Origin of the sequence: Rhodococcus sp. 05-2254-2 (genome assembly GCF_002259095.1) — a bacterium.
Lineage (GTDB): Bacteria > Actinomycetota > Actinomycetes > Mycobacteriales > Mycobacteriaceae > Rhodococcoides.
In genome coordinates, this window is sequence record NZ_NOZJ01000022.1 from 12,480 (window position 1) to 39,336 (window position 26,857).

Annotated in this window: 18 protein-coding genes and 1 pseudogene; 13 read left to right on the top strand and 6 right to left on the bottom strand. The window is 64.7% G+C overall.

Translation table 11 applies throughout. From position 1 onward, the window contains the following. The first annotated feature begins 1 nt into the window (after position 1). The 4 genes and pseudogenes from CH283_RS26685 (at position 2) to CH283_RS26700 (ending at position 4,660) form a co-directional block, all read left to right on the top strand. Positions 2-982 carry a GTP pyrophosphokinase gene (locus CH283_RS26685; RefSeq protein ID WP_094640016.1) on the top strand — a complete coding sequence of 327 codons (981 nt, stop codon included), beginning with the start codon at positions 2-4 and terminating at the stop codon, positions 980-982. A gap of 50 nt (positions 983-1,032) precedes the next feature. Continuing rightward, positions 1,033-2,517 (top strand): DUF2079 domain-containing protein, encoded by a 1,485-nt coding sequence (locus CH283_RS26690; protein ID WP_094640015.1) that lies wholly within the window; start codon positions 1,033-1,035, stop codon positions 2,515-2,517. A 107-nt stretch (positions 2,518-2,624) separates the two neighbouring features. Then, positions 2,625-3,767 (top strand): annotated as a pseudogene (locus tag CH283_RS26695) (sulfite reductase subunit alpha); the annotation flags it as partial. A gap of 77 nt (positions 3,768-3,844) precedes the next feature. Then, positions 3,845-4,660: a TY-Chap domain-containing protein gene (locus CH283_RS26700; RefSeq protein WP_094640014.1), complete on the top strand. Its 816-nt coding sequence runs from the start codon at positions 3,845-3,847 to the stop codon at positions 4,658-4,660. An 18-nt stretch (positions 4,661-4,678) separates the two neighbouring features. Here the strand turns inward: CH283_RS26700 and recD are convergent, their stop codons facing one another. The 3 genes from recD to recC are packed head-to-tail and all read right to left on the bottom strand — an operon-like array spanning position 4,679 to position 13,151. Continuing rightward, positions 4,679-6,541, bottom strand: coding sequence for an exodeoxyribonuclease V subunit alpha (gene recD, locus CH283_RS26705; RefSeq protein WP_094640013.1), 1,863 nt, complete (start codon positions 6,539-6,541; stop codon positions 4,679-4,681). Continuing rightward, positions 6,538-9,879 carry a UvrD-helicase domain-containing protein gene (locus tag CH283_RS26710; RefSeq protein WP_094640012.1) on the bottom strand — a complete coding sequence of 1,114 codons (3,342 nt, stop codon included), beginning with the start codon at positions 9,877-9,879 and terminating at the stop codon, positions 6,538-6,540. Before CH283_RS26710 ends, recD begins: the two co-directional genes overlap by 4 nt. After that, positions 9,876-13,151: an exodeoxyribonuclease V subunit gamma gene (gene recC / locus CH283_RS26715; RefSeq protein WP_094640011.1), complete on the bottom strand. Its 3,276-nt coding sequence runs from the start codon at positions 13,149-13,151 to the stop codon at positions 9,876-9,878. Before recC ends, CH283_RS26710 begins: the two co-directional genes overlap by 4 nt. Positions 13,152-13,297: 146 nt before the next feature. Here recC and CH283_RS26720 point away from each other — a divergent pair, with 146 nt between their 5' ends. Then, entirely contained in the window at positions 13,298-13,648 is a 351-nt protein-coding gene (locus CH283_RS26720) for a VOC family protein (protein WP_068050895.1), read from the top strand. Between the two features lie 18 nt (positions 13,649-13,666). Here CH283_RS26720 and CH283_RS26725 read toward each other — a convergent pair whose 3' ends face one another. Together CH283_RS26725 and CH283_RS26730 are read right to left on the bottom strand one after the other, a co-directional pair. Continuing rightward, entirely contained in the window at positions 13,667-14,176 is a 510-nt protein-coding gene (locus tag CH283_RS26725; RefSeq protein ID WP_094640010.1) for an O-acetyl-ADP-ribose deacetylase, read from the bottom strand. Beyond that, positions 14,173-15,099, bottom strand: a complete 927-nt coding sequence (locus CH283_RS26730; RefSeq protein WP_094640009.1) for an ADP-ribosylglycohydrolase family protein — start codon at positions 15,097-15,099, stop codon at positions 14,173-14,175. The genes CH283_RS26725 and CH283_RS26730 overlap by 4 nt, the downstream gene beginning before the upstream one ends. A 61-nt stretch (positions 15,100-15,160) precedes the next feature. Here CH283_RS26730 and CH283_RS26735 point away from each other — a divergent pair, with 61 nt between their 5' ends. The 8 genes from CH283_RS26735 to CH283_RS26770 all read left to right on the top strand — a co-directional run bounded on the left by CH283_RS26735 (position 15,161) and on the right by CH283_RS26770 (position 25,178). Then, positions 15,161-15,835: an NrtR DNA-binding winged helix domain-containing protein gene (locus CH283_RS26735; protein ID WP_094640008.1), complete on the top strand. Its 675-nt coding sequence runs from the start codon at positions 15,161-15,163 to the stop codon at positions 15,833-15,835. 48 nt (positions 15,836-15,883) lie between these two features. Then, positions 15,884-17,050 (top strand): hypothetical protein, encoded by a 1,167-nt coding sequence (locus tag CH283_RS26740; protein ID WP_094640007.1) that lies wholly within the window; start codon positions 15,884-15,886, stop codon positions 17,048-17,050. Positions 17,051-17,141: 91 nt separating this feature from the next. Beyond that, a complete protein-coding gene (locus CH283_RS26745; RefSeq protein ID WP_094640006.1) occupies positions 17,142-18,443 on the top strand; it encodes a T3SS (YopN, CesT) and YbjN peptide-binding chaperone 1 in 1,302 nt (433 codons plus the stop codon). Between the two features lie 91 nt (positions 18,444-18,534). Then, complete coding sequence (locus CH283_RS26750) at positions 18,535-19,554, top strand: AurF N-oxygenase family protein (protein WP_094640005.1); 1,020 nt, start codon at positions 18,535-18,537, stop codon at positions 19,552-19,554. A 27-nt stretch (positions 19,555-19,581) separates the two neighbouring features. After that, on the top strand, positions 19,582-21,180 hold the full coding sequence (locus CH283_RS26755; protein ID WP_094640004.1) for an FAD-dependent oxidoreductase: 1,599 nt from the start codon (positions 19,582-19,584) through the stop codon (positions 21,178-21,180). 162 nt (positions 21,181-21,342) lie between these two features. Next, positions 21,343-22,152, top strand: a complete 810-nt coding sequence (locus CH283_RS26760) for a hypothetical protein (RefSeq protein WP_094640003.1) — start codon at positions 21,343-21,345, stop codon at positions 22,150-22,152. A 90-nt stretch (positions 22,153-22,242) separates the two neighbouring features. Continuing rightward, positions 22,243-23,541, top strand: coding sequence for a DUF2786 domain-containing protein (locus CH283_RS26765; protein WP_094640002.1), 1,299 nt, complete (start codon positions 22,243-22,245; stop codon positions 23,539-23,541). Positions 23,542-23,561: 20 nt separating this feature from the next. Then, complete coding sequence (locus CH283_RS26770) at positions 23,562-25,178, top strand: AMP-binding protein (RefSeq protein ID WP_068050914.1); 1,617 nt, start codon at positions 23,562-23,564, stop codon at positions 25,176-25,178. Positions 25,179-25,187: 9 nt separating this feature from the next. Here the strand turns inward: CH283_RS26770 and CH283_RS26775 are convergent, their stop codons facing one another. Beyond that, positions 25,188-26,783: an ABC-F family ATP-binding cassette domain-containing protein gene (locus tag CH283_RS26775; RefSeq protein WP_068050916.1), complete on the bottom strand. Its 1,596-nt coding sequence runs from the start codon at positions 26,781-26,783 to the stop codon at positions 25,188-25,190. Positions 26,784-26,857: the final 74 nt, after the last annotated feature.

Here is a 26,857-nt window from a genome sequence, read left to right on the forward strand (position 1 = left end):
CGTGACATCGGCAACGAGTATCGACGACTTGGTCGAAGAGCTGTACCTGCAGCGTCGTCGAGCGTGGGAAGCCGCTCTCGTCACCGCGCAGAATTTCCTCGAGACCATCGCCGACGAGATTCTCGAGGACGTCGATCGAGACCGATTGAACGCGCAGATGGCACGCATCAAGGACCCGGGCAGATCGGCCGACAAACTGCGCCGGTATCTCTCCGAGGGCCGCATCACCGAACCGACCGACGCCGATGCCGTCGCCGAGGCGTTGCCCGATCTCGTCGGCGTCAAGGTGCTGTGCAAGACCCCGCGCGATCAGCTGACGTTCGTCGCTGCGCTCGAGCGTGCGTGCAACGACCCGGAATGCTCCGTGCGGTTCGCGCAACCACCCACCGACTACGTCGCCTTTCCCAAGCCGAGCGGCTACCGCGCGTATCACGCCGTGCTGGTCGTTCGAGTTGCCACTCACCAGGGCGATCTCGACGTGAAGGTGGAAGTCCAGGTCAAGACGCGCCTGCAGGACGCCTGGGGCGAGCTGACACACGAGGACATGTACAAGCCCGGTGAGGCACTGAAGCCGACCAAGAAGCACACCGACTACGCCGCGCACATGGCCCACCTGCTCGATCAGGTGGATGCGATGGCCGACGATCTGGCCGCGCAGCTCGACTCGTTGACGGCAGCGTCCAAGGACGGCGGCGTGCTCGCGGCCGACCCGATTCCGAAAGATCCGGACTTCATCAGTGCCAGGGTCACCCGCACCGGCCCACGTTATGCACTCGCCGTCGGACCGGACGGCCGCAGAGGCCTCGTTCCCGCCCGATCGGTGAAAGCAGTCATCGGCTCGACCGACAGAATTGCCGTCAACGATTACCTCGAAGTGGGCGACTTCATCGACGTGGTGGTCGAAGACTCCGAGGATGCGCTCTACTATCACCTCACCTCGCAGCCGCCCCGACGCAAGCCTGCGAAAAAACGCAAGCGCTGACCGGCGGTTCTCAGGAACGTCTCACGTCGGTCCGGTAGACATGCCTTCTCGTGACCACTACCGAGAACTCCACGGTCGTCACCGATGCCGACAGTGTCGACACAGCGACCGACAGAACAGCGACCGACGAAACAGCGACCACAGACCGGCGCGCGAAACTCCGTTCCGCCGAGACAATGGTGCCGGCCGTCTCGTTCGCCGTGCTGGCGACCCTGTACGCGGTGATGTCCGTCCTCGGCCATCGCCAGCTCCGCACCTCCGGATTCGACCTGGGCATATTCGTCCAGCAGATCGCGTCGTACTCGCAGTTCCAGGCGCCGACATCCGACCTGCTCGGCACCGGCTACAACACGCTGGGTGACCACTTCTCGCCCATCACCGCGTTGCTGGGGCCTGTCTACCGGCTGTTCCCGCACGCCGAGACGCTGCTGATAGCGCAAGCCGTGTTGTTCGCACTCGCCGTGATTCCGATCAGCCGACTGGCGGTACAGAAGTTCGGCACGATCGTCGGCATCGTGATCGCCGCGGCGTTCGGACTGTCCTGGGGCGTCCAGGCTGCGCTGAACTTCGACTTTCACGAGGTGGCCTTCGCGATGCCGCTGCTGGCCATGTCGATGGTCGCACTGGTTCGGCAGCGCTGGCTGCCGGCCTTGGCCTGGGCACTGCCGCTGGTCTTCGTGAAAGAGGACATGGGTCTGACAGTGATCGTCGTCGGGGCGTTGGTGGCGCTGTGGACGACCGGACGAACCCGCATCCTCGGTGCGCTGACGGCCGTCTGGGGACTGACCTGGATGGTGCTCGCGGTCAAGGTGATCGTTCCGGCCCTGAGCACCGACAACTCGTACGACCAGGGCTCGAAACTGCCTCCGCTGGGCGAGGGCATCGCCGATACAGCGCACGGTCTGGTCGCCGGCGATTCGCGGGCGGCCACGGCGTTTCTGCTGCTTGCGGTCACCGGCTTCTTCGCTCTGCGCTCTCCGCTACTGCTGATCGCGGTCCCGACGGTGGCATGGCGTTTTCTCAGTGACAACACGAACTTCTGGAAGCCGATCTATCACTACAACGCGATCCTCATGGTCATCGTGTTCGTCGCCTTGCTCGACGCGTTCGCGCGCAGCCACCGGCACGGTCAGCTCAGCGAACGCGGCCGGCACTACATCGTTGCGTTCGTAGCCGCGTTCACGGTCGTCGCATTGCCGTTCCTGCCCATGTCACGCGTGGTGCACGCCCAGGAATGGACGATCGATCCGCAAGCCGAGACCGTCCGAGAAATCTCCGAGTGGATTCCTGCCGATGATCGAGTTGCGGCGTCGAACAATCTGGTGGCCCAACTCGTCGCCGACCACGACGTGTCGGTCTTTCCGCAGCGCACGACCGATTCGACCGTCCCGGATTGGATCGTCGTGAACCGCGAACGGCCGGCGGGTTGGCCGACGGACGAGACCGGTGATCGTCAGGCGATCAGCCGGGCGCTGGCGAGCGGATACGACGTCGTCTTCTCCGTCGACGGAGTAGACGTCCTGCACCGCGAGTGACTGCGCACGATTAGTCTTCGAACAGTCGACCTTTCGCTCGACGCATCGTGACGACAAATGCAAGGCAGGTACAGGACATCGACGCTCGAATCGGCGATCTCGGCGCCACCAAGACCGCATCGAAGCGCTCACCGTGGAATCGGAAGAATCCTTACCGCGCGCAGGTTCTGAGCAACAGTCGCCTGTCCGGTCCGACATCCGCAAAAGAAGTTCGACACTTCGAGATAGCGCTGGGCGAGAGCGGCATCGTCTACGAGGCCGGCGACGGGTTCGGCGTCAAACCCGTCAACGACGCAGCATTGGTCTCCGCCGTCGTCGACCGCCTCGGAGTGCAGGCAGACACGGCCGTCCACACGAAATCCGGCGAGATCACCCTCGCACAGGCGCTGACGACGGAGTACGAAATCGGCATCCCGTCCATGGATCTGATCGAGGCCGTCGCCGAACGGGCCGGTGACGCCGAGCTCGATCACGTTCTGCAGAACGGTGACCGCGCATCGTTCGACGCCTGGACCTGGGGTCGCGATGTCGTGGACGTTCTCGATCTCGATCGGTCGGGGACGTTCGATCCGGCCGAGTTCCTCGGTTTGCTGCGTCCTCTGCAGCACCGGGTCTACTCGATTTCCTCGTCGCCGATCGCGCACGAGGGCACCGTTCATCTGACCGTGTCCACGGTCCGATACCGGTCGGCCGAGCGTGATCGAGGCGGCGTCTGCTCGACGTATCTGGCCGATCGCATCGGGGACGGACATCAGGCGGGAGTGTTCCTGTCCGCCAACAAGTCGTTCCGCCTCCCGTCCGACGACACCCCGATCATCATGATCGGGCCGGGAACCGGAGTGGCACCGTTCCGCGCGTTTCTGCACGAACGTCGCGCCCGCGGCGCTGCAGGCGAGAACTGGCTGTTCTTCGGCGATCAGCATCGATCGAGCGACTTCCTCTACGAGGACGAACTCGCCGATTTCGAGCGCAGCGGTCTGCTGACGCGACTCGATCTGGCCTTCTCTCGCGACCAGCACGAGAAGATCTACGTACAGCACCGCATGTGTGAGGCGGGAAAGCAGCTGTACGGGTGGCTCGAAGCGGGCGCGCACCTCTATGTGTGCGGCGATGCGACGCGCATGGCCAAGGGCGTCGACGAGGCATTGCACGAGATCGTCGCCGAACACGGCGGCCGCTCCCCCGATGCCGCCGAGGACTATGTCAACGAGCTCAAGCAATCGAAGCGCTACCTGCGCGACGTGTACTGACGCGGTTTCTTGTCGGACCCCCTCGCTACGGTCTCGAGTACAGGCATCAGTTCTCGTCCGAGAAGAGGGTTCGCACCGTGACCGCACTGCAGAACGGCCATTTCGACTCCACCACCGCGCTCGCGTGGGCCACGTTCACCGAAAACCTGCATGCGCGTCTTCGGACCTTGCCGCGGCGCGATTACATCACGGTGTCCGCCGCTCAGGCGAGCCCCGGCGAGCGTGGGTTGCGCCCGTACATCGACGTGGCGGCGACGGACAGCGGCGTGCTGGTGTCGGTGGCAGCGCTGCCGTCCCTGCTGTACCCGGATGCCCCGGACGCGACGGCCATGGATGTGCAGCTCCTCGACTGCGGTTGGCTGGATCGAGGCAAGCCGGTCGCGGACGGGTCGATCATCGATCTCACGCGAACCGACACCCGAGCCGATGCTGCGCTCGTCGCGGAGATGATCACGCGCGCGTTCCGCGAGATCTGGAACGTCCCACATCCGTCGTTCCTGAGCGTATGGAGCGTGGCGGCCGACGGAGCATCGTCGGGGCCGGTCGACCTGCAACGCGGGTCCTTCGGTCGCACGACCGGCGCAGCGACCGAGAGTCCCTCGGAGACATCCGACGACGTTCCTGCCGAGCTGAGGTCACTTCAGGCGCTGTGCCAGTTGATCGGTCGGCGCGTCGACGCGCACACCGTTCGATCGGTGTGCGCCGACGGCGATATCGACGCGTTGACAGCGCGGGCACTGTCGCTGCATCGATCGGCCGCTGTTCGCGCTCGCCCCGACGACACGAATGGGAAGAACTCGGGCGCGGTGTGGAAGAACCTTGCCCGCACCTGGCTCCTGGTCGCACACAGCATGGACGCGGTGACGAGGGCAGACCGACACGCGTGCCGGTGACGACGAGGATCCGACGAACTACAGGATCTTTCGGCGCAGGCCGCTCGCTCGCAGCACCTGACGTTCGACGCCCGCTCGGATGGCCTCTTCGGTACCGATCACCCGTACGTGCGATCGCGCGCGGGTGATGGCGGTGTACAACAGCTCTCGGGTCAACAGTGTCGACGCCTCGGCGGGCAACAGAACCGAGACCGTGTCGTACTGACTGCCTTGGCTGCGGTGGATCGTCATTGCGTACACGGTGTGTACCGAGGAGAGCACATTCGGGTGGATCAACACGTGACCACGACCTCGGGCGAACGCCGCCATCGGAGTTCCGTTGTCTCCCAACACCACAACGCCGGTGTCCCCGTTGTAGATCCTTGCCTCGTGATCGTTGGCCGTCACCAACAAGGGCTGACCGGGATACCAGAGCGAGGGATCGAGAAACGTGCCGCTTCCTTCTCCTACCCACTCCATCGCCTGCCGGTCCCACCGCGAGACCCCCCATCGACCCTCGCGGTGAGCGCACAGGAGGCGATGTTTCTCGAGCCCGAGCAGTGCTGCGGTGGCATCCCCTCGTACGGCGGCGTCGGTGACCTCGGCGGCGGTGTCGATCACGTCGGAGCGCAGCGCGTCGACGTCGTCGGGGCCATGAAACGAAATCTCCTCCGCGCCGGACTCGAGCAGCGCCATGACATCGTCGCCCCGGCCGTCTCGCACGGCCACGGCCAAGCGAGCGATGGCTCCGCCGAACCGTCGGCCACGACTGAGCCGAACGACGCCGCCGCGCAGTCGGTCTCGCTCGAACGCGCTCAGAGCGGCTTCCGCGGGATCCTCGGCGGCGGCGAAGTCCGCGTCGACGAGCTGCGCCAGAACCGGGTTCTCGATTCCGGTCACCGGCCTGGCAACCAGATCTGCTAGCACCGCACCTGCGTCGACCGACGTCAGCTGATCCGGGTCGCCGACGAGAATCAACCGGGACTCCGGACGCACGGCTTCGAGCAGCCGACACATCATCGTCAGAGACACCATCGAGGTTTCGTCGACGACGATGACGTCGTACGGCAGCCGGTTCTCGGCGTCGTGCCGAAACCTCGTCTTGCTGCTGGGCTTCCATCCCAGAAGTCGGTGCAGCGTCATCGCTTTCAGATCTGCCGGAAGCCCGAGGAGACCGGCTTGTTCGGACACGGACTCCTGCAACCGGGCTGCGGCCTTGCCGGTGGGTGCGGCCAATCCGATGCGCAGATCGCTTCCGTGTTCGCGAACGAGAAGCGCCAGAATTCTCGCTACGGTGTGGGTCTTTCCGGTTCCAGGGCCGCCGGCGATGACCGTCGTCCATTCCGTCGCCGCCAGAGCTGCCGCTATTCGCTGTCGATCGGGAGCGGCCGTCGGCGCGCCCGATTCGTCCACGAACAGCGTGGCCAGCGCGTCACCGATCTCGACGGCATCGGCGGCGGGATGGGATTGCGAACGCGCGTCGAGCAGATCTCGAACGGTGCTCTCCTGCAAATGGTATCGGTCCAGGTACAGCAGCTCACCCTGATCGGTGTCGACCAGTTTCAGCGGCCGCAACGGTCCATTCGGGCTCCCGACCACCAGTGGACTCACCCTCAGTGCTCGCAGCACGTCGTCGAGCTCCGGCCACGGGAGTGCGCTCGGATCGACGTCCGAGTCCTCGTCGACGGTGACGTCCCGCAGTCGTCGCAGATCCAGGCACACCGAGCCCGATCGCACCGAGCGCACGGTCAGAGCAGTGGCGAGCAGTACGTTCTCCGACGACTCACCGGCAAGGGCACCGAGGCGCAGCGCCACGTGCACGTCGGATGCCGACAGCACACCCACGTCGTTGAAGGTGCGCAGGATTCCACTGCCGCGCAGCGCAATCGAGACGCCGGTCATCGGGTCACCTTCCCAGCGAGCAGGTCGGACAGCTCGATCACCAGCGCGGCTGGTGGATCCCAATCGAACACCCCACACCCGGCGGGGGTCTGCGGTCCGACCATGCCCCGCACGAACAGGTATCGGATTCCGCCGAGGTGCAGTTGCGGGTCGTAGTTCGATTGACGCCAGCGCAGATATCGATGCAGCGCAACGGCATACAGAATTGCCTGCAGCGGGTAGTGCGAGCGGATCATTTCCTCGGCCATCTTCTCGCGCGTGAAGTTGCCGGTGGTCAGATCGCCTCTGGCGATTCGATTCGTCTTGTAGTCCACCACGACGTACCGCGGTCCTGCCACGCGCAGAACCGAGTCGATACTTCCGGTGAGAAAGCCGCGAAGTGGTGTCGACTCGAGACCGTCGAGCAGATCCGCGTGGGACGCGAGCACGTCCGCCGGATCGAGGTGATGACGCAACAGGCGCGCGACGGACTTCAACGTGACCGTATTCGCCACCGGATCGTCTCCGCCGGCCAAGGGCAGCTCGAAGTCGAGTTCGGCCAGATGGTCGGACGGCGCTACGTCGGCGAGCGTCCCGAATCCCAACGGTGTCTGCATCACCGGCAGAAGGGCTTGGGCCAACGCCACCGGATCGACCTCCGCCATTCGCGACGCCACCGCCGCAGCGCAGCGACGTTCGAGTTCCGCGAGCAGATCGGGTGCGGACGTGTCGACGTGTTCGAGTGCCTCGTGGACGAGCGTTCCGAACGCCGCGCCGGCAGGCATGCCGTTCATCGGTGACGCGATTCCGTCCAGCTGTTCGTCGATGTGCTCGCTTCCCGGGTATTCGCTGCCCACGGCCGTGTCGGCGGGCTCGTCCGTCGACTCGGGGTGCTCGGTCTCGCTGGTCACTCCTACCTCGGGCTGGGCGGGCGCGGCGTCGTGAGCGTGAGCTGTCAACGCGGAGTACGACGTCCGACGCCACAGGAGGTCGAGGGTTCGATCGAATCGTGCGGCAGCGACGGCGAGGTGCGGTTGCTCGGGACGAATCCAATGTGCGGTGGACGGCTCGCCGGGCCCCACCGGTTCGACTGAGATGAGGCCTGCTGCCGACCCGACCCAGGATTGGAGCCGGTTCGCCGTCGTCGCGTCGTCGAGAACCTTGTACGACGGCTCCGGCAGAGCAATTCCGGGGATGCGTCCGAACAGCATGCGATGCAGCGAGGACGTCGCGGTGTTTCGGCCCGGGGCCCACCACAGCACGATCCGACTCTCGGCGCGGGTGAGACCGACGTAGAGCAGTCGCAGTTCCTCACCTGCTTCCTCCTGGTCGTTGAGGATCTTCCTGGCCGCGTAGCCCGTTCCGGACGGTCCGCCGACGTCTCGGATTCGCGTGCCGTTCTCGTGCAGCAACAGCGTCGACGGCTTGCTGAAGTACAACGTGTCCCATGCGTAGGGCAGATAGACGACCGGAAATTCGAGCCCTTTGCTGCCGTGTGTCGTCATGATCTGCACTGCGGCGGAATCACTGTCGAGTCGACGACTGCGGTCGGTCGACCCGCCCGCTGCCGGTTCTTTGATGCGGTCGGTCAGCCAGCGAGTGAGGGCGGTGATTCCGTAGGACTCGGATACCGCAGCGCGATTGAGCAATTGAGCGATGTGTCGCAGGTCGGTCATCGTGCGTTCACCGGCTTCGACTGCGAGCAACCGGGCGTCGAGTCCGGACTGGGCCGACACCCGCTCGAAGACTGCCGCGAACCCGGCCTCGTCGAACAGCACGGAATACTCACGCAGCCGGCTGCTGACCTGGGACAGCGCATCCTCGGCCCCGGAGTCGAGTTGCGCAGCGGTCCACCCGAGCAGAGGAGTCAACGCGGCCAAACGTACGCGATCGGTGCGATGCGGTTGCTCGATCGCCTGCAGCAACCACAGCCAATGTCGGGCACTCTCGGTACCGAACACACTGGTGCTGCTCGACACGACGGACGACACCCCTACCGCGTCGAGTGCGTCCCGAATCAACGCCACCTGCTTGGTCGTTCGGGTCAACACCGCAATGTCACGCGGTTCGATCACCCGGCGGCCGTCGGGTCGCTCGAGCTCGGCATGTCCGGACAACAGCTCGACGATGTCCGCCGCAACGTCTGCCGCAACCCTGGATCGGAGCCGGTCGACTGCCGGAAAGCCTTGCCGCAGTGGACCAGCGCCGGTTCGCGGTAGGTAACGCAGCCGCAGGGGAGGATGTCCGACCATGCGCGAGAGAGGGTTTCGCGCCTCGACTGGGTGCACCACGATGTCGTCGTGGCCGAGGGCTGCGCCGCCGTACAGATGGTGCAGGGCGTCGAGCAGCCCCGAATCACTACGCCAGTTGGCAGTGAGCTCGTAGAGGTGGTCCGCGGTCTGCACGGCGTCGAGGTAACTCAGTACCTCGGCTCCGCGAAACGCGTAGATGGCCTGCTTCGGATCGCCGACGAGGATGAGCGTCGTGGAGCCGTGAAACGCCCGCCGCAGAATGTCCCACTGCATGGGGTCGGTGTCCTGGAACTCGTCGATCAGCACGACGCGGAATCGGTCTCGCACCCGTGCGCAGGCGGCCTCACCGTGGACGGGGTCCGACAACACCGAATGCAGAAGTCCCAGAAGATCGTTGTAGTCGCGCACACCGAGCAGGCGTTTGCGACGTTCGATCTCCCGGCGCGCTTCCCGGGCGAACCGCACACGCAGTGCCGGCTCGCGATTGTCGTCGTCCGAGTCCTCGGTGTCGGGATACAGAATAGACTGCTGGTCACCCACGGCCGACAACGCCAACTGCTGGGCATCCCGCCTGCTGAATGCCGGTGCCTCGTCGTCACCGCTGAACATCTGCAGATACAGATCGTCCACGACCTGTTCGAGTAGGTCCGAGACGGATTCGACGAACGTCGATTCCGGTTCGCGCTCGCCTGCGATGCCGAGTCCGTCGAGCATGCGCTGACAGAAACTGTGGGTGGTGACGATGGTTCCGGCGTCGAAGTCCGACAAGGCCCTACGCAACCGTCGACGCCGCCGGTCGACTTCTGCGTCGTCGACTGCGGCCAGAAATGCCACGAGTGGATCCCGAGATGCGCGAGCGGTGTCCGGGTCGGCCAGGTCCCGGGCGATCGACGCAAACCTGCTTCGGGTGCGATCACGGAGTTCCTGGGTCGCGGCTCGACTGAACGTCACCAGAAGCAGGTCCGAGATCTCGGCGATCCCTTCGGCGATGTAGCGCGCGGCCAACCCCACGATCGCGTACGTCTTGCCGGTCCCGGCGCTGGCTTCGAGGACGGTCGTTCCGGTCGGCATCGGACCGAGCAGGTCGAATCCGCGGGCGGCGGTCATGCGTTCCCCATGTTCTCGGCGATCAGCAACGGATCCCACAGCTTTCGAGCGAGAATCCCGAATCGGCTCTTCTCGTTCGAGGGCTCGGTCTCGTCGGCGAGCGGGGCCGCAGCGAGCAATGCCTGGAACGACAGGGCCGAACCGTGGACGTACCGCAACGATCGATCGGTGCCGTCGCCGAAGTCGCCCCGCCAAGCCCACGTGGCCGAGTCGTAGCCGTCCTCGATGGACCCGCCACCGAACCGCTTCTCTGCGTATGCCGATGCGGTACCGGTCGATATCGGCAGCGGCGACGTCATCCCACGATCACGCAAGTCCACCAAATCTTTCAGTACGGCAACGGGATCCCGCGGGGCGCTCAGCCGAGAGCGACGAGGCGGGCGCATTCCGCTCGCGCGGCCGATGGTGACGGCGCTCCAGTCCCCTGCCTCCGATGCCGCCACCGCCAGCAACCGCACCCACGCGGCCAGCCGGTGCTTGGCGGCCAGTCGAGAGTACGACGAACGTGCCAGCGTGCGGCCGTGGATTCCGGTGACGGTGCCGGTCAGGCGGCGGCCGTCGCCGAGATCGACCGCGACGTCGATCGTCTCGGCCGGACCCTCGTGGAAGGGAGCGGCCGCGTCGGCGATGATTCCGACGATCTGCCGGATGTCGGACATCTCGCGGCGGCCCTGATGAAACGGCGGCAGGGTGCCGCGCCGCCACTCGGCGTCGGCGAATTCTCCGATGTCCCCGCCTGCGAGCACTGCAGCGAGCATCCGATCACCGATGTTCCACCGGGACAACGGATCCAGCTCGATGTCCAGGCTGTCCGCCAGGTCGTCCTCGAGCTCTGGAACACGGAAGCCGAGTCGTTGCCGCAGGAAGGCCTGCACCGGGTTCTCGACGAAGGCGATGAGTTCGGCGAGCTCGACGTCCCCACGATCGGCCGGAGGGAGCGCGTCGGGCAGAAACGGTGCCACTGGATCGGGCGTCCGCTGCTGGGAGACGGCTCCGGCCAGGGCCACCGTGTCGAAGCTGAACGGGTGTTCGGCTTCGAAATTGTGAGGATCGAAGGGCTGCAGCGGATGCCGATGTTCGACGCTTCCGCCCGCGGTCACCTCGAGCACGTCCATCAACTCGCGCAGCGGGATCGCGGGTGGCTTGGCCGACCCGTCGACGGGGTCCGCTCCGGTGTAGAACAACAGCAGTTTTTCCTCGGCCGACATCACTGCGTCGAGCAGCAGTTGCCGATCCTCGCTGCGAATGTCTCGTTCGCCGACGGCCGGATCGCGGGCGAGGATGTCGTCTCCGTCGATACTGCCCACTCGGGGGAACACCTCGTCGTCGAGCCCGAGCAGCACCACCACTCGGTGCGGCACCGAGCGCATCGGCACCATGGTGCACACGGTCAGCTCGCCGGTTCGAAAGTTCGCTCGGGTGGGTCGGCCGGCCAGTCTTCCGGCCAGCATGGCACGCACGTCCGCGAGCCGCAGCTCGGCGATGCCGCCGTGTTCGGTGGCGTCGGAGATCTCGCGATGTGCTTGTGCCAGTTGCCATTCGTCGGCCGTTGGCACGTCGGCGAGGAGATCGAGGGCGCGCCCCAGCTGCCGCGTCCACTCGGTCACCGATGCCGGACCGGCCAGTGCCCGGAGCACCGAGGCGAGCCGATCCACCAGCTCGGCGAAGCGGCCGGCGAGGGTGATGTCGTTGCTGTCGACATCGTCGAGAGGCAGCGCAAGGTCGAGGTACTCGTTCCGAGTCTCGTCCGCAGCCACTCCCAACAGGATGCGATCGAGCGCCGATTTGAAGGTGTTCTGTCGAAAACCGTTCAAGCCGTGCGCTTCTCGTTGCCGAACTGTCAAACCCCAGCGAGCACCGGAGCTCGTCACCCACTCGCGCAGGCGCTCGAGATCGTCGTCGGTGAACGAAAACTTCCCCCGCACCGGACCACTCGCGGCGAAGTCCAACAGCTCGCTCGCCGTCACCCGACCCTCCGAGAAATCCAGCACCGTGGCGATGACGTCGAGGACGGGGTTCGTGCGGCGCAGGCCCCGATCGGCCAGCCGCACACGCAACCGGTGTCCGGGATGCACCAGCGCCGCCTGCCCGAAGTTCGCGCGGATCAGCGGCGCGTAGGTCTCCACATCCGGGCACATCACCAGCACGTCCCGTGGTTCGAGCGTCGGGTCGGAAGTGAACAGATGCAGCAACGACTCGCGCAGAACTTCCACCTGCCGAGCGGGTCCATGACACGCGTGAATCTGCACCGATCCGTCGGCGAACGTCGTTCCGTCGTCGAATTCGGGAGAAGGAGGCGAATCGGCGGTGATGTCCGCCTGGATTCGGCCGAGCAGCGTGTTCGCTGCTTCCGGGCCCTCGTGATGCACGGTGTGCGTCGCCACCGACGCGATGGTGGCCTGAAGTTCTCGCACGTCTCGCGACAGACCGGCCAGCAGCGGGTGCTCGACGGCCAGAGCTGTCGTGTCGTCTCGTCGGCGCGTCACCGCCGGGATCTCGGCGAGGACGTGCCACATCGACGGGCTGGGATGCGGAACCCAGATGTGCACGTCGCGAGCCTGCGACAGCGCACTCAGTATCGCGAGCTGATCGGTTGTCAGCCGGGTCGGACCGAACACCGACAACCTGCTCGGTAGGTCCACCGACTCCGGTGCATCCCGGAGTCGTGCGCAGGTCTGCGGCAGGCGCTCGGCTGGGCTCGGGCTGCCGATTCGCTCGCGCAGCGCGGCCCACACTCGCGGTTGCCACAGCAGGTCCTCGTCGAGATCACCACCGTGGCCGTCGGTGAAGCGCCCGTCGAACCAGTCGCGCAGCATCTGGGGACGCTGGGATCCGTAGGTGCGGAACAGTTCTGCCACATGCGATGCCGTCGACCAGCGACGTCCCACGCGATGATCCTCGGAACCTGCACCGAGATGCTTGAGCAGCACCGACGCCCAGGCTTCGGTGCGACAGTCGTCGATCACCTCCAGCGCGGTCCACAGAACCCGGGCAGGAGCCCAGGGATCGTCGTCGGGATCGATGTCGTCGACCGCAGCAATGGCGCGCGAGACCAATCGCGTCGGGCTCGGGAAGTCGATGTTGGCTGCGATGCCGTCGCCATCCGAACCGCCCAGCGTGCTCGACAGTCGCTGCGTGAGCCACCGCTCGACGCCCTTCGCCGGGACCGACACGATCTCGGGCACGAACGGATCGTCCAACGGCACGGACAGGATGTCGGCCAGTGCAGCCGCGAGCGTTCCGGCGCGTTCGGCGCGATGAAGCGTCAACACCGTCGCGGTCCCCTGCCTGCTCGTATCGATGCCCGATTTCGGGTTCGTGACGACCCTACTCGAGCCACCGACAGGTTCTGCGCGATGAGTCGGGCCGTCGGATCCGGTCCATATCTGCGCAACCGAACGATACGAAGGAGAACGCGATGATCGAACATGTTCTTGCCGTGGTGGCAGTACACGATATCGACTCGGCACGAGAGTGGTACGAGAAGCTGTTCGACCGGCCTGCAGACAACAATCCGATGCCGAGTTTGGTGGAGTGGCAGGCCGCCCCCGCTGCATGGGTGCAGGTGACGGTCGACCCCGAGCGAGCAGGGTCGTCGCAGTTCAACGTTGCCGTCGAAGACATCGAGTTGTTCGTCGATGCCGCTCGTTCCCGCGGCATCGACTTCGGCAACATCGTGGACGCGAACAAGGGAGTAAGACTGTCGACGGTCTCCGATCCCGACGGCAATTCCGTTTCCGCGATCGGCGGCTTTCGCGAGCACTACTGATCGAGCGGCCCTCGATCGTCACCCCACCAACCGCCGCGTCAGGTTCGCCGCTTCGCGGGAGTAGGCGATCAGCATGACGAGGTCGACCGACGGCCGGGCAGCTTTGACTGCCACCACCTGCTGGGTGACTGCATCGTGCATCGGCCATCCGTAGGAGCCGCCGGAAATCAGGGGAAATGCGATGGACTTCAGGTTCATCGACGCAGCCAGCGCCAGGCTTCGGGCGTAGCAGAGTCGCAGCAGCTCCGATCTGTCCTCGTGCGGGGAGTAGCGCGGGCCGACGGTGTGGATGACACAGCCGGCACGAAGTCGTCCCGCGGTGGTGGCGACGGCTGCGCCGATGTCGAGGCCGTGGGGCAGGGTGGTGGCCCGCAGCGCCTTGCATTCTGCGAGGATGTCCGGCCCACCGGCCCGGTGGATGGCACCGTCCACTCCCCCGCCGCCGAGCAATCGCGTATTGGCGGCATTGACGATCGCGTCTGCGGCCACGTCCGTGATGTCGCCCTGGACGACGTCGATGATTGTCATGAACTCCCCTTCGCTGCAATGATGTTCGAGGTGATTCGGTCGAGATCGTCGGCGCGCAACCCTGGGTAGCCGTGGACGATGTCGCGCCATTCGCTCGGCACCGCCGATGCGCCCCAGCGCGCTCCGAGGAGCCCTCCGGCTATGGCCGCCGTGGTGTCGGTATCGCCGCCGGCTCGGACACACAGTTCGAGAGCGGCAGGCAGAGGCCGGTCCGCGTCGGCAGATCGATGGATTGCCCACCACGCCGTCTGCAGAGCGTGGACCACCCAGCCGTTGTTAGGGAAGTCGGACGGCTGTCCCTCCTGTGCCTGGTGGAGCAGGGGCTGCCAGAACTCACGGACGTCGGCTTCGGCGGCGGCCAGAAATTCACGCACCCCGCAGTATGTACCGCGAAGAACCGCGTATCGAATTGCGTGAGTCCATAATTGGCATGCCTCACCGGCATGCGGGTCGAAATGGGTGAGGGCACTGATCCGTGCAGCAGCAGCTCGACATCCGGCCGCATCGTCGAGGTAGGCCAAGGCGACGGGTGCGGTACGCATGAGCGATCCGTTGCCGCCGGTTCTACCCGACAGTGACGCTGCCGCCGCGGTCATCTCTGAGCCGCTGAGTGTGGTCTGCGCGAGCACGGAGCGCGTTTGATTTCCTACGTCCGGAGGGTTCTGGGCAAACCACGCGCGAAAATTCTCGGCGATGTCGTCGATGTCTCCGCCCTGCTCGAGGGCACGCGCGACGCAGAGCGCCATCGAGGTGTCGTCGGTCCATTCCCCCGGGGCCCAATCGAATGCGCCGCCGCCGACCATGGCGATCGTCGTCTCGGGTGAGGGGTATCCGAACTCGTAGCCCGCGCCCAAGGCGTCACCCACTGCCGTTCCGAGGAGAACGCCCCGCGCTCGGTCGTGCTGAATGTCCGTCAACTGCATACCTACCCCTTAGATCGATGTTGAGCTAACTATAGATCATTACTGCGCTAAGCTGCAACGCATGAACTGGCGAGACCGAGACGGCAACGCGCTGACCGACTACCCGCGCCCCTCCGTGGCAGTCGATGTGGCGGTACTGACCGTCCGCGAACGGCAATTGCACGTCGTCGTGGTGCCGTCGGAGCGCGGCCCCGCGCTACCGGGCACCTTTCTGCGACCGTCGGAGACTCTGGCCGACGCGGCAGACCGCGCGTTGAGGACGAAGGCCGACTTGATCGATCTCACTTTTCACCAGCTGAGGATGTTCGACGATCCCGACCGCGACGACCGCGGCTGGGTCCTGTCGATGGCGCACGGCGCAGCAATCTCGGCTCGATCATTGGCTCCCACAACCGAATCGATGCCGATAGACGACTCCGCACCGGTGTCGACACTGGCCTTCGACCACGGCACCATGGTGACCGAGGCAGTTCTCGACCTCCGTGATCGCTACGCGCGTGAGGTCGATCCCGCACTGTTGACGGACGCGGAGTTCACCCTTCTCGAACTTCGCGAGGTGTACGAGATCGTGTTCGATCGCGCTCTGCCGAAAGACACGTTCCGACGTCACGTCATCGGGTCGCTCGAAGGGACAGGCACAACCTCGACCGCAGGCGGCGGCCGACCCGCAGAGCTGTATCGTCGCGCATCGAATCCAGCTCTTCCTGCATCTGCGGGTTCGTTCCTACTTCGCTGAGGGCACGGATCGACGAAACCGGACATGCCTACCGATAAGCTGGCAGTCATGGGATCGAAGCGGCCTGCCAACCGCGGACAGAAACGTGCAGAAAAGACCAAGGCCCGGCAACGGCGCCACCAGCAATCCCGACCGGCCCCCACCGGTGCCGTGACCGAACGCATCGCCGATCTGATCGACGGTTTCGTCGAATGGCTCGACGAGAGCGAGATGTCGGAACAATCGGAGGCGATCTCTCGACTCGTTTCGTCGACACTGACCCAACTGGCCGGAGCCCGTAACGGCTTTTCCCCCAGTGCCTGGCTGCCCGCCGATGCACACTTGCTGGTGGACGCCGCGGAACGCATCCTGCAGGACGAGTCCGACACGGCCGAGGACACCGCGGTCAATCTGGTACTCACGTCACTGCAGTACCTGACCTTCCTCGACGAGACCGATCTCTGGGACGGCACTCCCGAGGACTACTCGCACTGCATGGAGGATCTCTCGGACTTCCTCCAAGGCGACGAGCCGGACATGCTCGACGCCGACGACATCGATCTGCCCGACGTCTCGCTGGCCCAGGAACTCGCCGCGATCTCCGCGTTACCACTGCTACCCGCCCTCGACGACATCGTCGCGCGCGTGGCCGACGGGTTGGCGGTGGGCGAGGACGCCGACCTGCAGCGCGCGGTCGGCTCCACCCCGCTCGATCCCGCCCGGCTCGAGGTGGGTGCCGCGGTCGACTACTGGTCGACGGCCATCGCGACCGAATTGATTCGCATCGACGGTGACACCGCCAGGCCGGGCGACAATGCGCATTCGCTGGCCGGCCGAGGCGCGGAGACGGTGCACGAGCTGGTCGCCGAACACGTTCGCGTCCAGCTGTCGGGAGATGCCGACGACCCCGATGTGTCACGTTCGCTGGCGAACACGTTCGCGGTACAGACGCTGCTCGCCGCCATGACGGACGAGCTCCCCATCAACAACGAGGGCGAGGACTACGCCGAACTCGACGGTGAGGATCTGCGTACGGCGCAGTTGATCGACCACCGCGTCCGATCCCTCATCGAGCAGGGCATCCTCGTCAAGATCGAAGAAGTACTCGCCGTTCCGCACGCGTTGCGTCCGGCAGTGCTCGACGGTGTCGCCGAGGCCCTGCCGTTCGGTGTGATCGACGAGGAGTCGCAGCACGACCCGCTCCACAGCTCGGTCGAGGATTCAGCGTCGTCGTGACGGCCCCCGCGAACACCGAGACCGTGTCGGTGGTCGCCGCTAGCGTCACCGACTGTGCGTTACGCCAACGCGATCTGGGTAAGGAGCCGACATGAGCGATTCACTCGAGTTCGACTTCGACGTCGACGCTGCCTGGATGCAGTTCCAGCGCAGACTCGGCGACTACGTCAGCGCGATGCGCGACGGCGATGCGCTGGTGATCGAGTCGCGATACGACAGCACCGACGGCGTGCCCGACACCGCAGCCTGCGTGCAGTTCTACGCGTGGGATCTCGATATGGTCCGCTGCGAGATCCCGGCGAACGAGCACCTGCATCACAGCCGTGCCATCACCGAAGAGCAGCGGGAAGCGCTCAGCGCGTTGGGGTTTCGCATGTCGGTCGATTCCGAACCGACTGCACCGCACGTGGACCGGAATCGATCGTGGTCCGACGATCTGGCCAAGACCACCGTTGCGGTGTTCCGTGACATCTGGGGTCTCCCGCACCCGTCGTTCCTGAGCTCGCGCGCCACCGGCCGATACGACGTACCGAGTTTCGACGTCGCCACCCCCGAGCCCGGCATCACTGTCGTTCCGATGTGCGTACAGCCCAAGGGCAAGGAACACCTGCAGCAACTGGTCGATCGAGCGCTCGAGCCGTGGTTCGGTTTCCCGCCGGATCACGACCCCGACGGTGACATCCCCCTGCGGTTCGTGAACGGCACCGCATACGTGTCGGTCAAGCCCACCGAACCTGTGGTCGAGATCAATTCGACGCTGGTGCACGCCGTGTCGGGACGAACCCGCGCAGCCGAGTTGTTGGTCGATCTCAATTTGCAGCTACCCGATGTGATGCTGCACCTGGTCCAGGACTGCATCGTCGCCCAGGTGCGGGTGAGCGGCTCCCCCTTCGTCGCCGATCACTTGCTGTGGGCAGTGCGGATGCTCAGTCACGTATGGGAGCAGGTCGACGAGAAATTCGCCGAGGATTTCGGTGGAGCGCTCGGCGAACCGACGCCGCCCCCGATCGAGGCCGAGGACTTTCCGGACGGTCTGCTCGAATTGGTCGATCTGATAGCCGAATCCGCGGAGCCACTCGACCTCGACACCGTCCTCGAACGTTGTGACTCCGATCGCGATGTCGTCGCCTCCTACCTGCGCATCAGCGCCGAGCAGGAGGCGTCGTGGCGTGGCATGGCGGTCGCTGCCGATCTCGGGGACGAGCACTGCGACGTCGACGAGGCCGACCGCGAAGCCGGCAAATGGGGTCGCGCCGTGGCTGCGCTGCGCGAGGTACTGCGCAGCACACCCGAACAGGTCACGCCGGTGGTCGATCCGTCGGCGATCCAGTTGCAACTGTTCGAGACCGACGAGGTGGCCGAGGTATCCGACGAACGTTCGGACGAACAGTAGAGGGAAAACGAACTGGGTTTTCCAGCGCGCTTCCCTTTCGTGTTAACTGGGGTTACATTAACTCTATGTTCGCACCTCGTTTGGAGAAGCCATGACACTGACGACAGGCACCACGTCCGTTTCGGTCGATACCGACACCGCGGACGAGCAGCAGTACATCGAGACACTCACCCTGTTGTCCGAGGGTTCTGTTCACAAGCACTTCGACCCGTACGTGGATATCGACTGGGAGTCCGAGAAGTTCGCGGTGCCCGCAAACGATCCTCGCTGGGTACTGCCCGCGAAGACGGACCCGATCGGCGGCCACGCCTGGTACCGAGCGCTGCCGCTCGAGAAGCAGATCGAGATCGGTATGTGGCGTCAGGCCAACGTCGCCAAGGTCGGTCTTCAGTTCGAGAACATTCTGATCCGCGGCATGATGCAGTACGTGTTCTCGCTGCCCAACGGCTCGGCCGAGGCACGCTACTGCACCCACGAATCCATCGAAGAGTGCAACCACACCCTGATGTTCCAGGAGATGGTCAACCGCGTCGATTCCGATGCTCCCGGCATGAGTCGGCCGATGAAGATGCTGTCGCCGTTCATCCCCCTGTTCGCCACTTTGTTGCCCGAGTTGTTCTTCGTCGGCGTTCTCGCAGGCGAGGAGCCCATCGACCACATTCAGAAGTCGGTCCTGCGGTCCGGTGAAGAAATCCACCCGATCATGCAGAGTGTCATGGCAATTCACGTCGCCGAGGAAGCGCGGCACATCTCGTTCGCACACCAGTTGCTGCGTCGCCGCGTCCCCAAGATGTCCAAGGCCGGACGGTTCTTGCTCTCGCTGGCCTTCCCGATCACGATGCGCATTCTGTGCGACGTCATCGTCATTCCGCCGAAGAAGTTCTGGACGAAGTTCGACATCCCGAAGCAGGTGAAGAAGGACCTGTTCTGGGGCACTCCGGAGTCGCAGCACGCACTGCAGGACTACTTCGGAGACGTCCGCATGCTGGCCAACGACACCGGAATGATGAATCGCGCCGCTGGCCTGATGTGGAAGCTGTGCGGAATCGACGGCAAAGCGTCTCGTTTCCGCAGCGAACCCGACCGCAGTTCCAGCCAGTTCGCCGCATAGCTCGCGCCCCAGCCGTCAGGAAACCTCATGCCCCACGTCGTCACCCAGTCATGTTGCAGCGACGCATCGTGCGTCTACGCGTGTCCTGTCAACTGCATTCATCCCACTCCCGACGAGCCGGACTTCCTGACGGCGGAGATGTTGCACATCGACCCGCAGTCGTGTGTCGACTGCGGCGCGTGCGTCTCGGCCTGCCCGGTCGATGCCATTGTGCCGCAGGCGAAACTGACAGAGGCACAACTGCCGTTCCTGACGATCAATGCGGATTTCTACAAACAGGAGCGCCCGCCTCGGCCCATCCTGGCACCGGTCACGCCTGCTGCGTCGGTCTCGCGGGATCGTCAGCCGCTGCGAGTCGCGATCGTCGGGTCGGGCCCATCGGCCATGTACGCCGCGGACGAACTGCTCACGCAACCAGGCGTGAGCGTCGACGTCTACGACCGACTCCCGCAACCACACGGCCTCGCTCGCCTCGGCGTCGCACCCGATCATCAGAAGACGCGTCAGGTATCGCGCTTGTTCGAAACCATCTCTGCGCAAGAGGGATTCACGTACCACCTCGGCGTGGAGGTCGGCAAGGACGTCACGCACGACGAGTTGATGGACACCCACCACGCCGTCATCTATGCGGTCGGGGCGTCATCGGATCGTGAGCTCCGCATTCCCGGTGCCGAATTGCCCGGGCGCAGTTCGGCTACCGACTTCGTCGCCTGGTACAACGGCCACCCCGACCACGCACATCGCACGTTCGATCTCTCGCACGAGCGCGCGGTGGTCGTCGGCAACGGCAACGTTGCCCTCGACGTCGCCCGCATTCTGACGATGAATCCGGATGCCCTCGCTCGGACCGACATCGCTCCGCACGCCTTGGACGCATTGCGCCACAGCTCCATTCGCGAGGTGGTCGTCGTCGGTCGCCGCGGCGTGGCGCAGTCCGCCTTCACCGTTCCCGAGTTCGCCGGGCTGCTGACCGTCCCCGATATCGAATTGGCCATCGACCGCAGCGAACTCGCGCTCGATCCGGTCACCGTCCGACTCGCGAGCACCGACGACCTTCCCCACGCCGTGGCGCAGAAGCTGCAGTTGCTTCGCCACGTCGACGAATCCCCCGAACACAGCGACGGCCGCAGGCGAATCACCCTGCGCTATCTTCTCTCCCCCACCCGCATCCTCGGCACCGATCGAGTGACGGGCGTCGAGTTCGAGCGGATGGGCCTGTCCGCCGACAGCGAGGACGTGGTTCGCAGCGTCCCGACCGGCGACGTGGACATCGTCGAGGCCGGGCTCGTCCTCACCTCGATCGGCTACCGCGGCGTCGCGCTCCCCGGAGTTCCGTTCGACGATCGTGCCGGCATCATTCCCAACAACGGCGGGCGCGTCCTGGAGGAAGTAGGTGGGTCGACCGCGACCGGCACCTACGTCACCGGCTGGATCAAGCGTGGCCCCTCGGGATTCATCGGCACCAACAAATCCTGCGCCCAGGAAACCGTCGGACACCTGGTCGACGACTTCAATGCCGGTCGCCTGACGGACCCCATCGAGTTGCCCAGCACGTGGCCGGCCGACTCGAGTCGAAGCCCACTGCGACGCTCGAAAGCACTGCTCTCGACGCTGCGCCGCTCCTGACCGATCGCGCACCCCGGTTGGGATCAATGTGCCTTTCGGTCGCTCCGAGTGCAACAACGTCGCATTCATCCGGACGGCCTCGAGGTTGAAGCGTCTACTATCGGGGTAACTACAGTCATCGGTCACCGACTCACGGCGGGCCAACACCTCGAGGAGCACGAGATGCCGGCCCTGCGACGCATCTTCACCAGAACCGCTGTCCCAATTGTCGGTATTGCCATGGCGTTGGTATGCGCGGCACCGGCCCAGGCTTTGCCGACACCCGGCGACCTCTCCGATGTCCCGGCACGGACGTCGTTGTCGTACGAACATCTCCCGACAGGGACCTATGTGGGCAGCGCTGAGGACAATTCGGCGCGCCCGGGACTGTCGACGGTCAAGCTCTACATGGCCGATTACGTCGTCCGCTTCGGCGATGGTTCGCCGAGAGACCTCGACCTCGCCGCGCGGATGATCCAGGTCAGCGACGACGGTGCCGCATCGACCCTCGACAACAAGTACCCCCAGGCAATATCGGCGACCGCCGCGGAGTACGGACTCACCTCTACCTCGCGGGGAGGTTTCTGGGGCAGCTCGTCCACGAGCACAGCCGACACCGTGCGATTCTTGGCGGCGAAGAAGCGCACCGACCCCGCCAGCCCGGTCCTCGCCTGGATGAACACCGCGGCTCCTGTGGCACGCGACGGAATGGTTCAGGACTGGGGCACCCAGCAGTTGGCCGGCGTGACGGGGAGCAAGTGGGGATGGGCCGACGACCGGTCGAGTGTTGTCGCGTCAGCGTCGATCGGCGATGATTTCGTCGTCGCCTCCAACACGTACGGACCGAGCAGCACCAACACCGACGACGTCTTGGGCGCGCTCGGCGGAATCGAACTGACGGCACCGCCCGCCGCCGTCTCTGTTCCCAACCTTCCTGTGATCCCCGGTCTGCCGTCGGTCGAGGAATTGCTACAGATGCTTGCCCCTCGCTGACACGTTCGAATAGTTTGTCGGACCCCTCCCCTACTCTGCGTCTCACCGAACAGTTCGGTGACCACACCGGGGGACGTGGAGGGGACGACGATGAGTCGTATCGATTTGGACAGTTTTTTCAAGTACACGCGGGCGACCAGCGCGTGGCAGGATGCCGCTCCCAGCGAATTACTCGACAGCGGAATCGGATTCGCCCAACTCGGATCAGCGGGAAAAGACAGGGTCCGGCTGGTAGCGGAACGCTTGGCCGCTCTGGATGCGCAACAGAGTCGTTCGGTGCACGATTGCGCGGCGCGAACACTCGACGATGCTCTCGACACGGCGTTCGAGAACGGTTGGCAGCCAACCGAACTCGTTCATGTCACGCTTCAGTGCGCCGGAGGCGACGGCATAGTGGTCATCGTCGAGGCCATCGGAGCACACACGGCACGAAGCTCGGCCGAGCGCCTCGCTCCGGATTCATGGCGTGATCAGCTATCCGAGCTGCGAGTCGACTCCGCCGGGGGCACGACCGCCGAGAGACTTCAAAGGTGGCGTTCGTACAACCGACGATCGTCGGCGCAGTCCTGGTACACCCTTTTGCTCGTACTCGGTTGTTCGACATGGCTGTTGCCCCTCGAGAAGCTCCTGCCCCCTCCGGCCAGGTGGACCTCACAGTCGGCAGCGACCGGCCCCCGGCGAGCCACGGACTCGAAGATGCTCGGCAGAATCCGAGGGCTGCTGGCCAAGGCCGAGTCGACGCAATTCCCCGCTGAGGCCGAGGCGTTATCGGCCAAAGCCCAAGATTTGATGACGCGCTACGCGATCGACAGCGCGCTTCTCGATGTGGGGAACCCTCGCAGCCTGATCGACGATGTCGTCACGCGACGCATCATGGTGAGCAATCCGTACTCCAAAGCCAAACTGCTTCTGCTGCACTGCGTGTGCCATGCAAATGGTGCCAGGACACTGTGGAAGAAGAAGTACTTGCTGGCCAGCATCATCGGCATGCCCGTCGATCTCGATCTGTGCGAGCTCCTCTACACCTCGCTACTCGTGCAAGCGACGCGCGCACTCGACGAGGTGGCCGATTCGCCGGCAGCGCGGACCCGTAGTTTCCGCAACGCATTCTTGATCGCCTACGCCCACCGTATCGGCGAACGACTGACCGAAGCACGCGACCGCGCCACCGCGGCCGCCACTCGACAACACGGCTCTGCGCTGGTGCCCATCATGGCGGAACGAACCGACGCAGTCGACCGAGCGTTCGCGGCCCGGCATCCGACGACGAGAACGATCAGGTTCAGCAGCGACAATACAGCGGGATCGCATGCCGGCCGCGCCGCCGCCGAACGCGCGGACCTTACCGGTGGGCGCGAACGTATCGACAAATCCGATCTGGCCTCGTAGTGCGCGCTACATTGACTGCCATGACCGGTCTCGATACTCCCCTGACGCCCCTTCGCTTTCTCGAACGCGCAGCGGAGGTCCACCCCCACAAGACCGCCGTGGTGGACGGGCCCAGGACATTCACCTACGAGCAGTTCGCTGCCGACGTCACCCGGCTCGCGCACGCACTGCGCGCGTCGGGTGTCGGCCACGGAGATCGGGTGGCCTACATCGCGTCCAACTCTGCAGAGCTGTTGTTCGCGCACTACGCGGTTCCACTGGCCGGTGCCGTTCTGGTCGCAATCAACACCAGACTGTCGCCCGCCGAGGTTCGCTACATCTGCGATCACTCCGGTTCGGTTCTGCTGGTGGGTGATTCGGAGCTGCTGTCCGGACTCGGAACAGATCCGATCGCCGATTCGGTCCGTGAGATCGTCGAGACACCCGCCGTCGACGGCAGTTACGCAACGCTGCCGCACGCCACTCGATACGATGCCTTCCTCGAGAGAGGCTCCGACGATCCACTGGAGTGGGAGGTCGACGACGAGACGTCAACCATCACGATCAACTACACCTCGGGCACCACCGGTCGACCCAAGGGCGTGATGTACACCCACCGCGGTGCCTATCTCAATTCGCTCGGAGAACTGCACCACCAGGGATTCGGCATCGACACCCGATACCTGTGGACACTGCCGATGTTCCACTGCAACGGATGGTGCACCACCTGGGCGGTCACGGCCGCGTCGGGCACGCACGTGTGCCTCCGCGGAGTGCGCGGAGACGCTATCTGGTCGGCCATCGACAACGGTGTCGATCACCTTGCCGGCGCGCCGACGGTGCTGACCACTCTTGCCACTGCCGCAGAGGCGCATTCGCTCGACAGACCCCTGACCATCGTCACGGCGGGCGCTCCACCGAGTCCGACGATCATCAGCAAGATCCGAGCGCTGGGAGCGACGCTCGTACACGTGTACGGCCTCACCGAGACCTACGGTCCGTACTCGGTGTGCGAGGCGAAACAGGAATGGCTCGAATTGGACGCCGACGACCAGGCTCAGCGCTTGGCTCGACAGGGAGTCGGCATGCTCACTGCCGACCGTTTGCGCGTGGTGCGAGACAAGCCGGATGCAGGCGGAACGTTGATCGACGTCGAACCCGACGGCGTCGAAATGGGTGAGATCGTCATGCGCGGCAACAACGTCATGAAGGGGTACTACGACGACGCAGCCGGTACGACGCAGGCCTTCGCGGGCGGCTGGTTCCATTCAGGAGATCTCGGGGTGATGCATCCCGACGGCTACGTTCAGCTGCTCGATCGCGCCAAGGACGTCGTCATTTCCGGCGGCGAGAACATCTCGACGATCGAGGTCGAACAGGCACTTGCCAGCCACCCAGCCGTCGCCGATGTGGCGGTCATCGGAGTGCCGGACGACAAATGGGGAGAGCGACCGAAGGCATTCGTGGTGCTGGTGCCGGGTGCGGACGCCTCCGAGGCAGAGCTCGTGTCGCACGTGAAATCGGCTATCGCGTCGTACAAAGCCCCGCGCGCAGTCGAATTCATCGTCGAGTTGCCGAAGACATCGACCGGCAAGATCCGAAAGAAGGAGTTGCGCGACGCCGAGTGGGGCACGTCCACGTCGAAGATCAACGGGTAGCCCGGAAGGTCAGGCCATCTGCACACCGGCGATTTCGGTGACGCCGCCCTTGCCATCGAACGACAACTGCCGAAAGGCCACCTTCTCGACGAAGAACCTGTCGTGACTCACCAGAATCACCGCACCGGGAAACGCCATCAAGGCGCGTTCGAGTACCTGAGTGCTCTGCAGGTCGAGATGGTTGGTGGGCTCGTCGAGCACGATGACGCCTGCGCCGAACAGTAGGCACTGAGCCAGGGCGACGCGCGCTTTCTGGCCTCCGGACAGAACTCCGATCTTCGACTTGAGATCCAGCTCGGAGAACTGCAGCAGCGTCAGGAAGCGGTGCACTTCCTTCTTCGTTGCCGTGAGTGCGAGACTGCCCGGCATTGCGTTGACCGAGTGCGACACGGTGTCGTCGAGATCGAGATCGGCCAGCACCTGGTTGTAGTAGATGAACGACGGAGCCTTGGTCTTCCATTTGATCTTGCCGTCGTCCGGTTGCTCGGCACCGACGAGGATGTCCACCAGAGTGGTCTTTCCACATCCGTTGGGTCCGGTGATGGCGATACGGTCGCCGCGGTGCACGGTGAACGAGATGTTCTCGAAAAGTCGTTGCTCGCCATAGCTTTTGGAGATTCCACTGATCTCGGCCAGGTTGTCGTGCACGTGCAGTCCGCCGTAGATCGCAGTGACCACCGTGTCGACCGGGCGCGGACTCTTGCTCTTCTTGATGTTCGCCAGCCGACGCTTGAGCACCCCGCTGGGGTTCTTCACGGCTTCCTTGCGATCGCTGATCGCTTCCTGCTCGTAGGCCAGCAATTGTTGTTCGTTGCTGAACTCACGTTCGAGGTTCTTGAGCCTGAACTGCTTCTGCTGGACGTATTCCGAATAGCTTCCGTCGTACGTCTGCAGGTGATGGTTCTCGATTTCGACGATGCTGGTGACGACCTGCTCGAGAAACGCGCGGTCGTGCGAGACGACGAGGAGCGCACCGCGGAAGTCGCGTAGCCACCGTTCGAGCCAGGCGATTCCGGCAACGTCGAGGAAGTTGGTCGGCTCGTCGAGCAGCAGGACGTCGGGTGCCTCGATCAGGATCTTGGCCAGCGCTGCGCGGTTGCGCCAACCACCCGACAGGCGATCGACGGGGAGCTCACGTCGTTCGGCGTTGAATCCGAGCATCGACAGCACCGTGTCGATCTGCTGGTGGTAGGTCCAACCGCCGCTGTTCTCCATGGCGTCGAGCAGTTCGGCTTGCCGATCGACGAGCTTGTACATCTGCTTCTCGTCGAGATCACCGCCGAGTGCTGCCTCGACTCCGGCCAACTCGACCTCGATCGCGTGGACAGCGACGAACAGCGATTCGAGCTCCGCTTGGATGCTGCGATCGCCGTCGAGTTCCGAGAACTGCGAGAAGTACCCGATTCGTGCGCCCTCGGTGACATCGACGGTTCCGGAATCGGGCGTCTCACGCCCGAGAAGAAGCTGCAGCAGGGTGGTCTTGCCCGTACCGTTGCGGCCGATCAGACCGATGCGATCGCCGTCAGCGAGACGAAAGAACACCTCGCGCAACATCACCTTCTGGTCGTATCCCTTGGCGACGTCGTTCAAGCGGATCCAGCTCAAGCGTTCACTTCTCCTGAAAAACGGGTCCGCTGAGTCGTCGAACCGGGCCAGCTCACTGTAGCCGGGCTGGAGCC

Coding starts and splice junctions, on each gene's coding strand:
- CH283_RS26760 (WP_094640003.1), top strand. CDS start 21,343: ATGCCGGCCCTGCGACGCATCTTCACCAGAACCGCTGTCCCAATTGTC.
- CH283_RS26765 (WP_094640002.1), top strand. CDS start 22,243: ATGAGTCGTATCGATTTGGACAGTTTTTTCAAGTACACGCGGGCGACC.
- CH283_RS26730 (WP_094640009.1), bottom strand. CDS start 15,099: ATGCAGTTGACGGACATTCAGCACGACCGAGCGCGGGGCGTTCTCCTC.
- recD (WP_094640013.1), bottom strand. CDS start 6,541: ATGACCGGCGTCTCGATTGCGCTGCGCGGCAGTGGAATCCTGCGCACC.
- CH283_RS26755 (WP_094640004.1), top strand. CDS start 19,582: ATGCCCCACGTCGTCACCCAGTCATGTTGCAGCGACGCATCGTGCGTC.
- CH283_RS26735 (WP_094640008.1), top strand. CDS start 15,161: ATGAACTGGCGAGACCGAGACGGCAACGCGCTGACCGACTACCCGCGC.
- CH283_RS26750 (WP_094640005.1), top strand. CDS start 18,535: ATGACACTGACGACAGGCACCACGTCCGTTTCGGTCGATACCGACACC.
- CH283_RS26740 (WP_094640007.1), top strand. CDS start 15,884: ATGGGATCGAAGCGGCCTGCCAACCGCGGACAGAAACGTGCAGAAAAG.
- CH283_RS26725 (WP_094640010.1), bottom strand. CDS start 14,176: ATGACAATCATCGACGTCGTCCAGGGCGACATCACGGACGTGGCCGCA.
- CH283_RS26770 (WP_068050914.1), top strand. CDS start 23,562: ATGACCGGTCTCGATACTCCCCTGACGCCCCTTCGCTTTCTCGAACGC.
- CH283_RS26745 (WP_094640006.1), top strand. CDS start 17,142: ATGAGCGATTCACTCGAGTTCGACTTCGACGTCGACGCTGCCTGGATG.
- CH283_RS26720 (WP_068050895.1), top strand. CDS start 13,298: ATGATCGAACATGTTCTTGCCGTGGTGGCAGTACACGATATCGACTCG.
- CH283_RS26710 (WP_094640012.1), bottom strand. CDS start 9,879: ATGACCGCCGCCCGCGGATTCGACCTGCTCGGTCCGATGCCGACCGGA.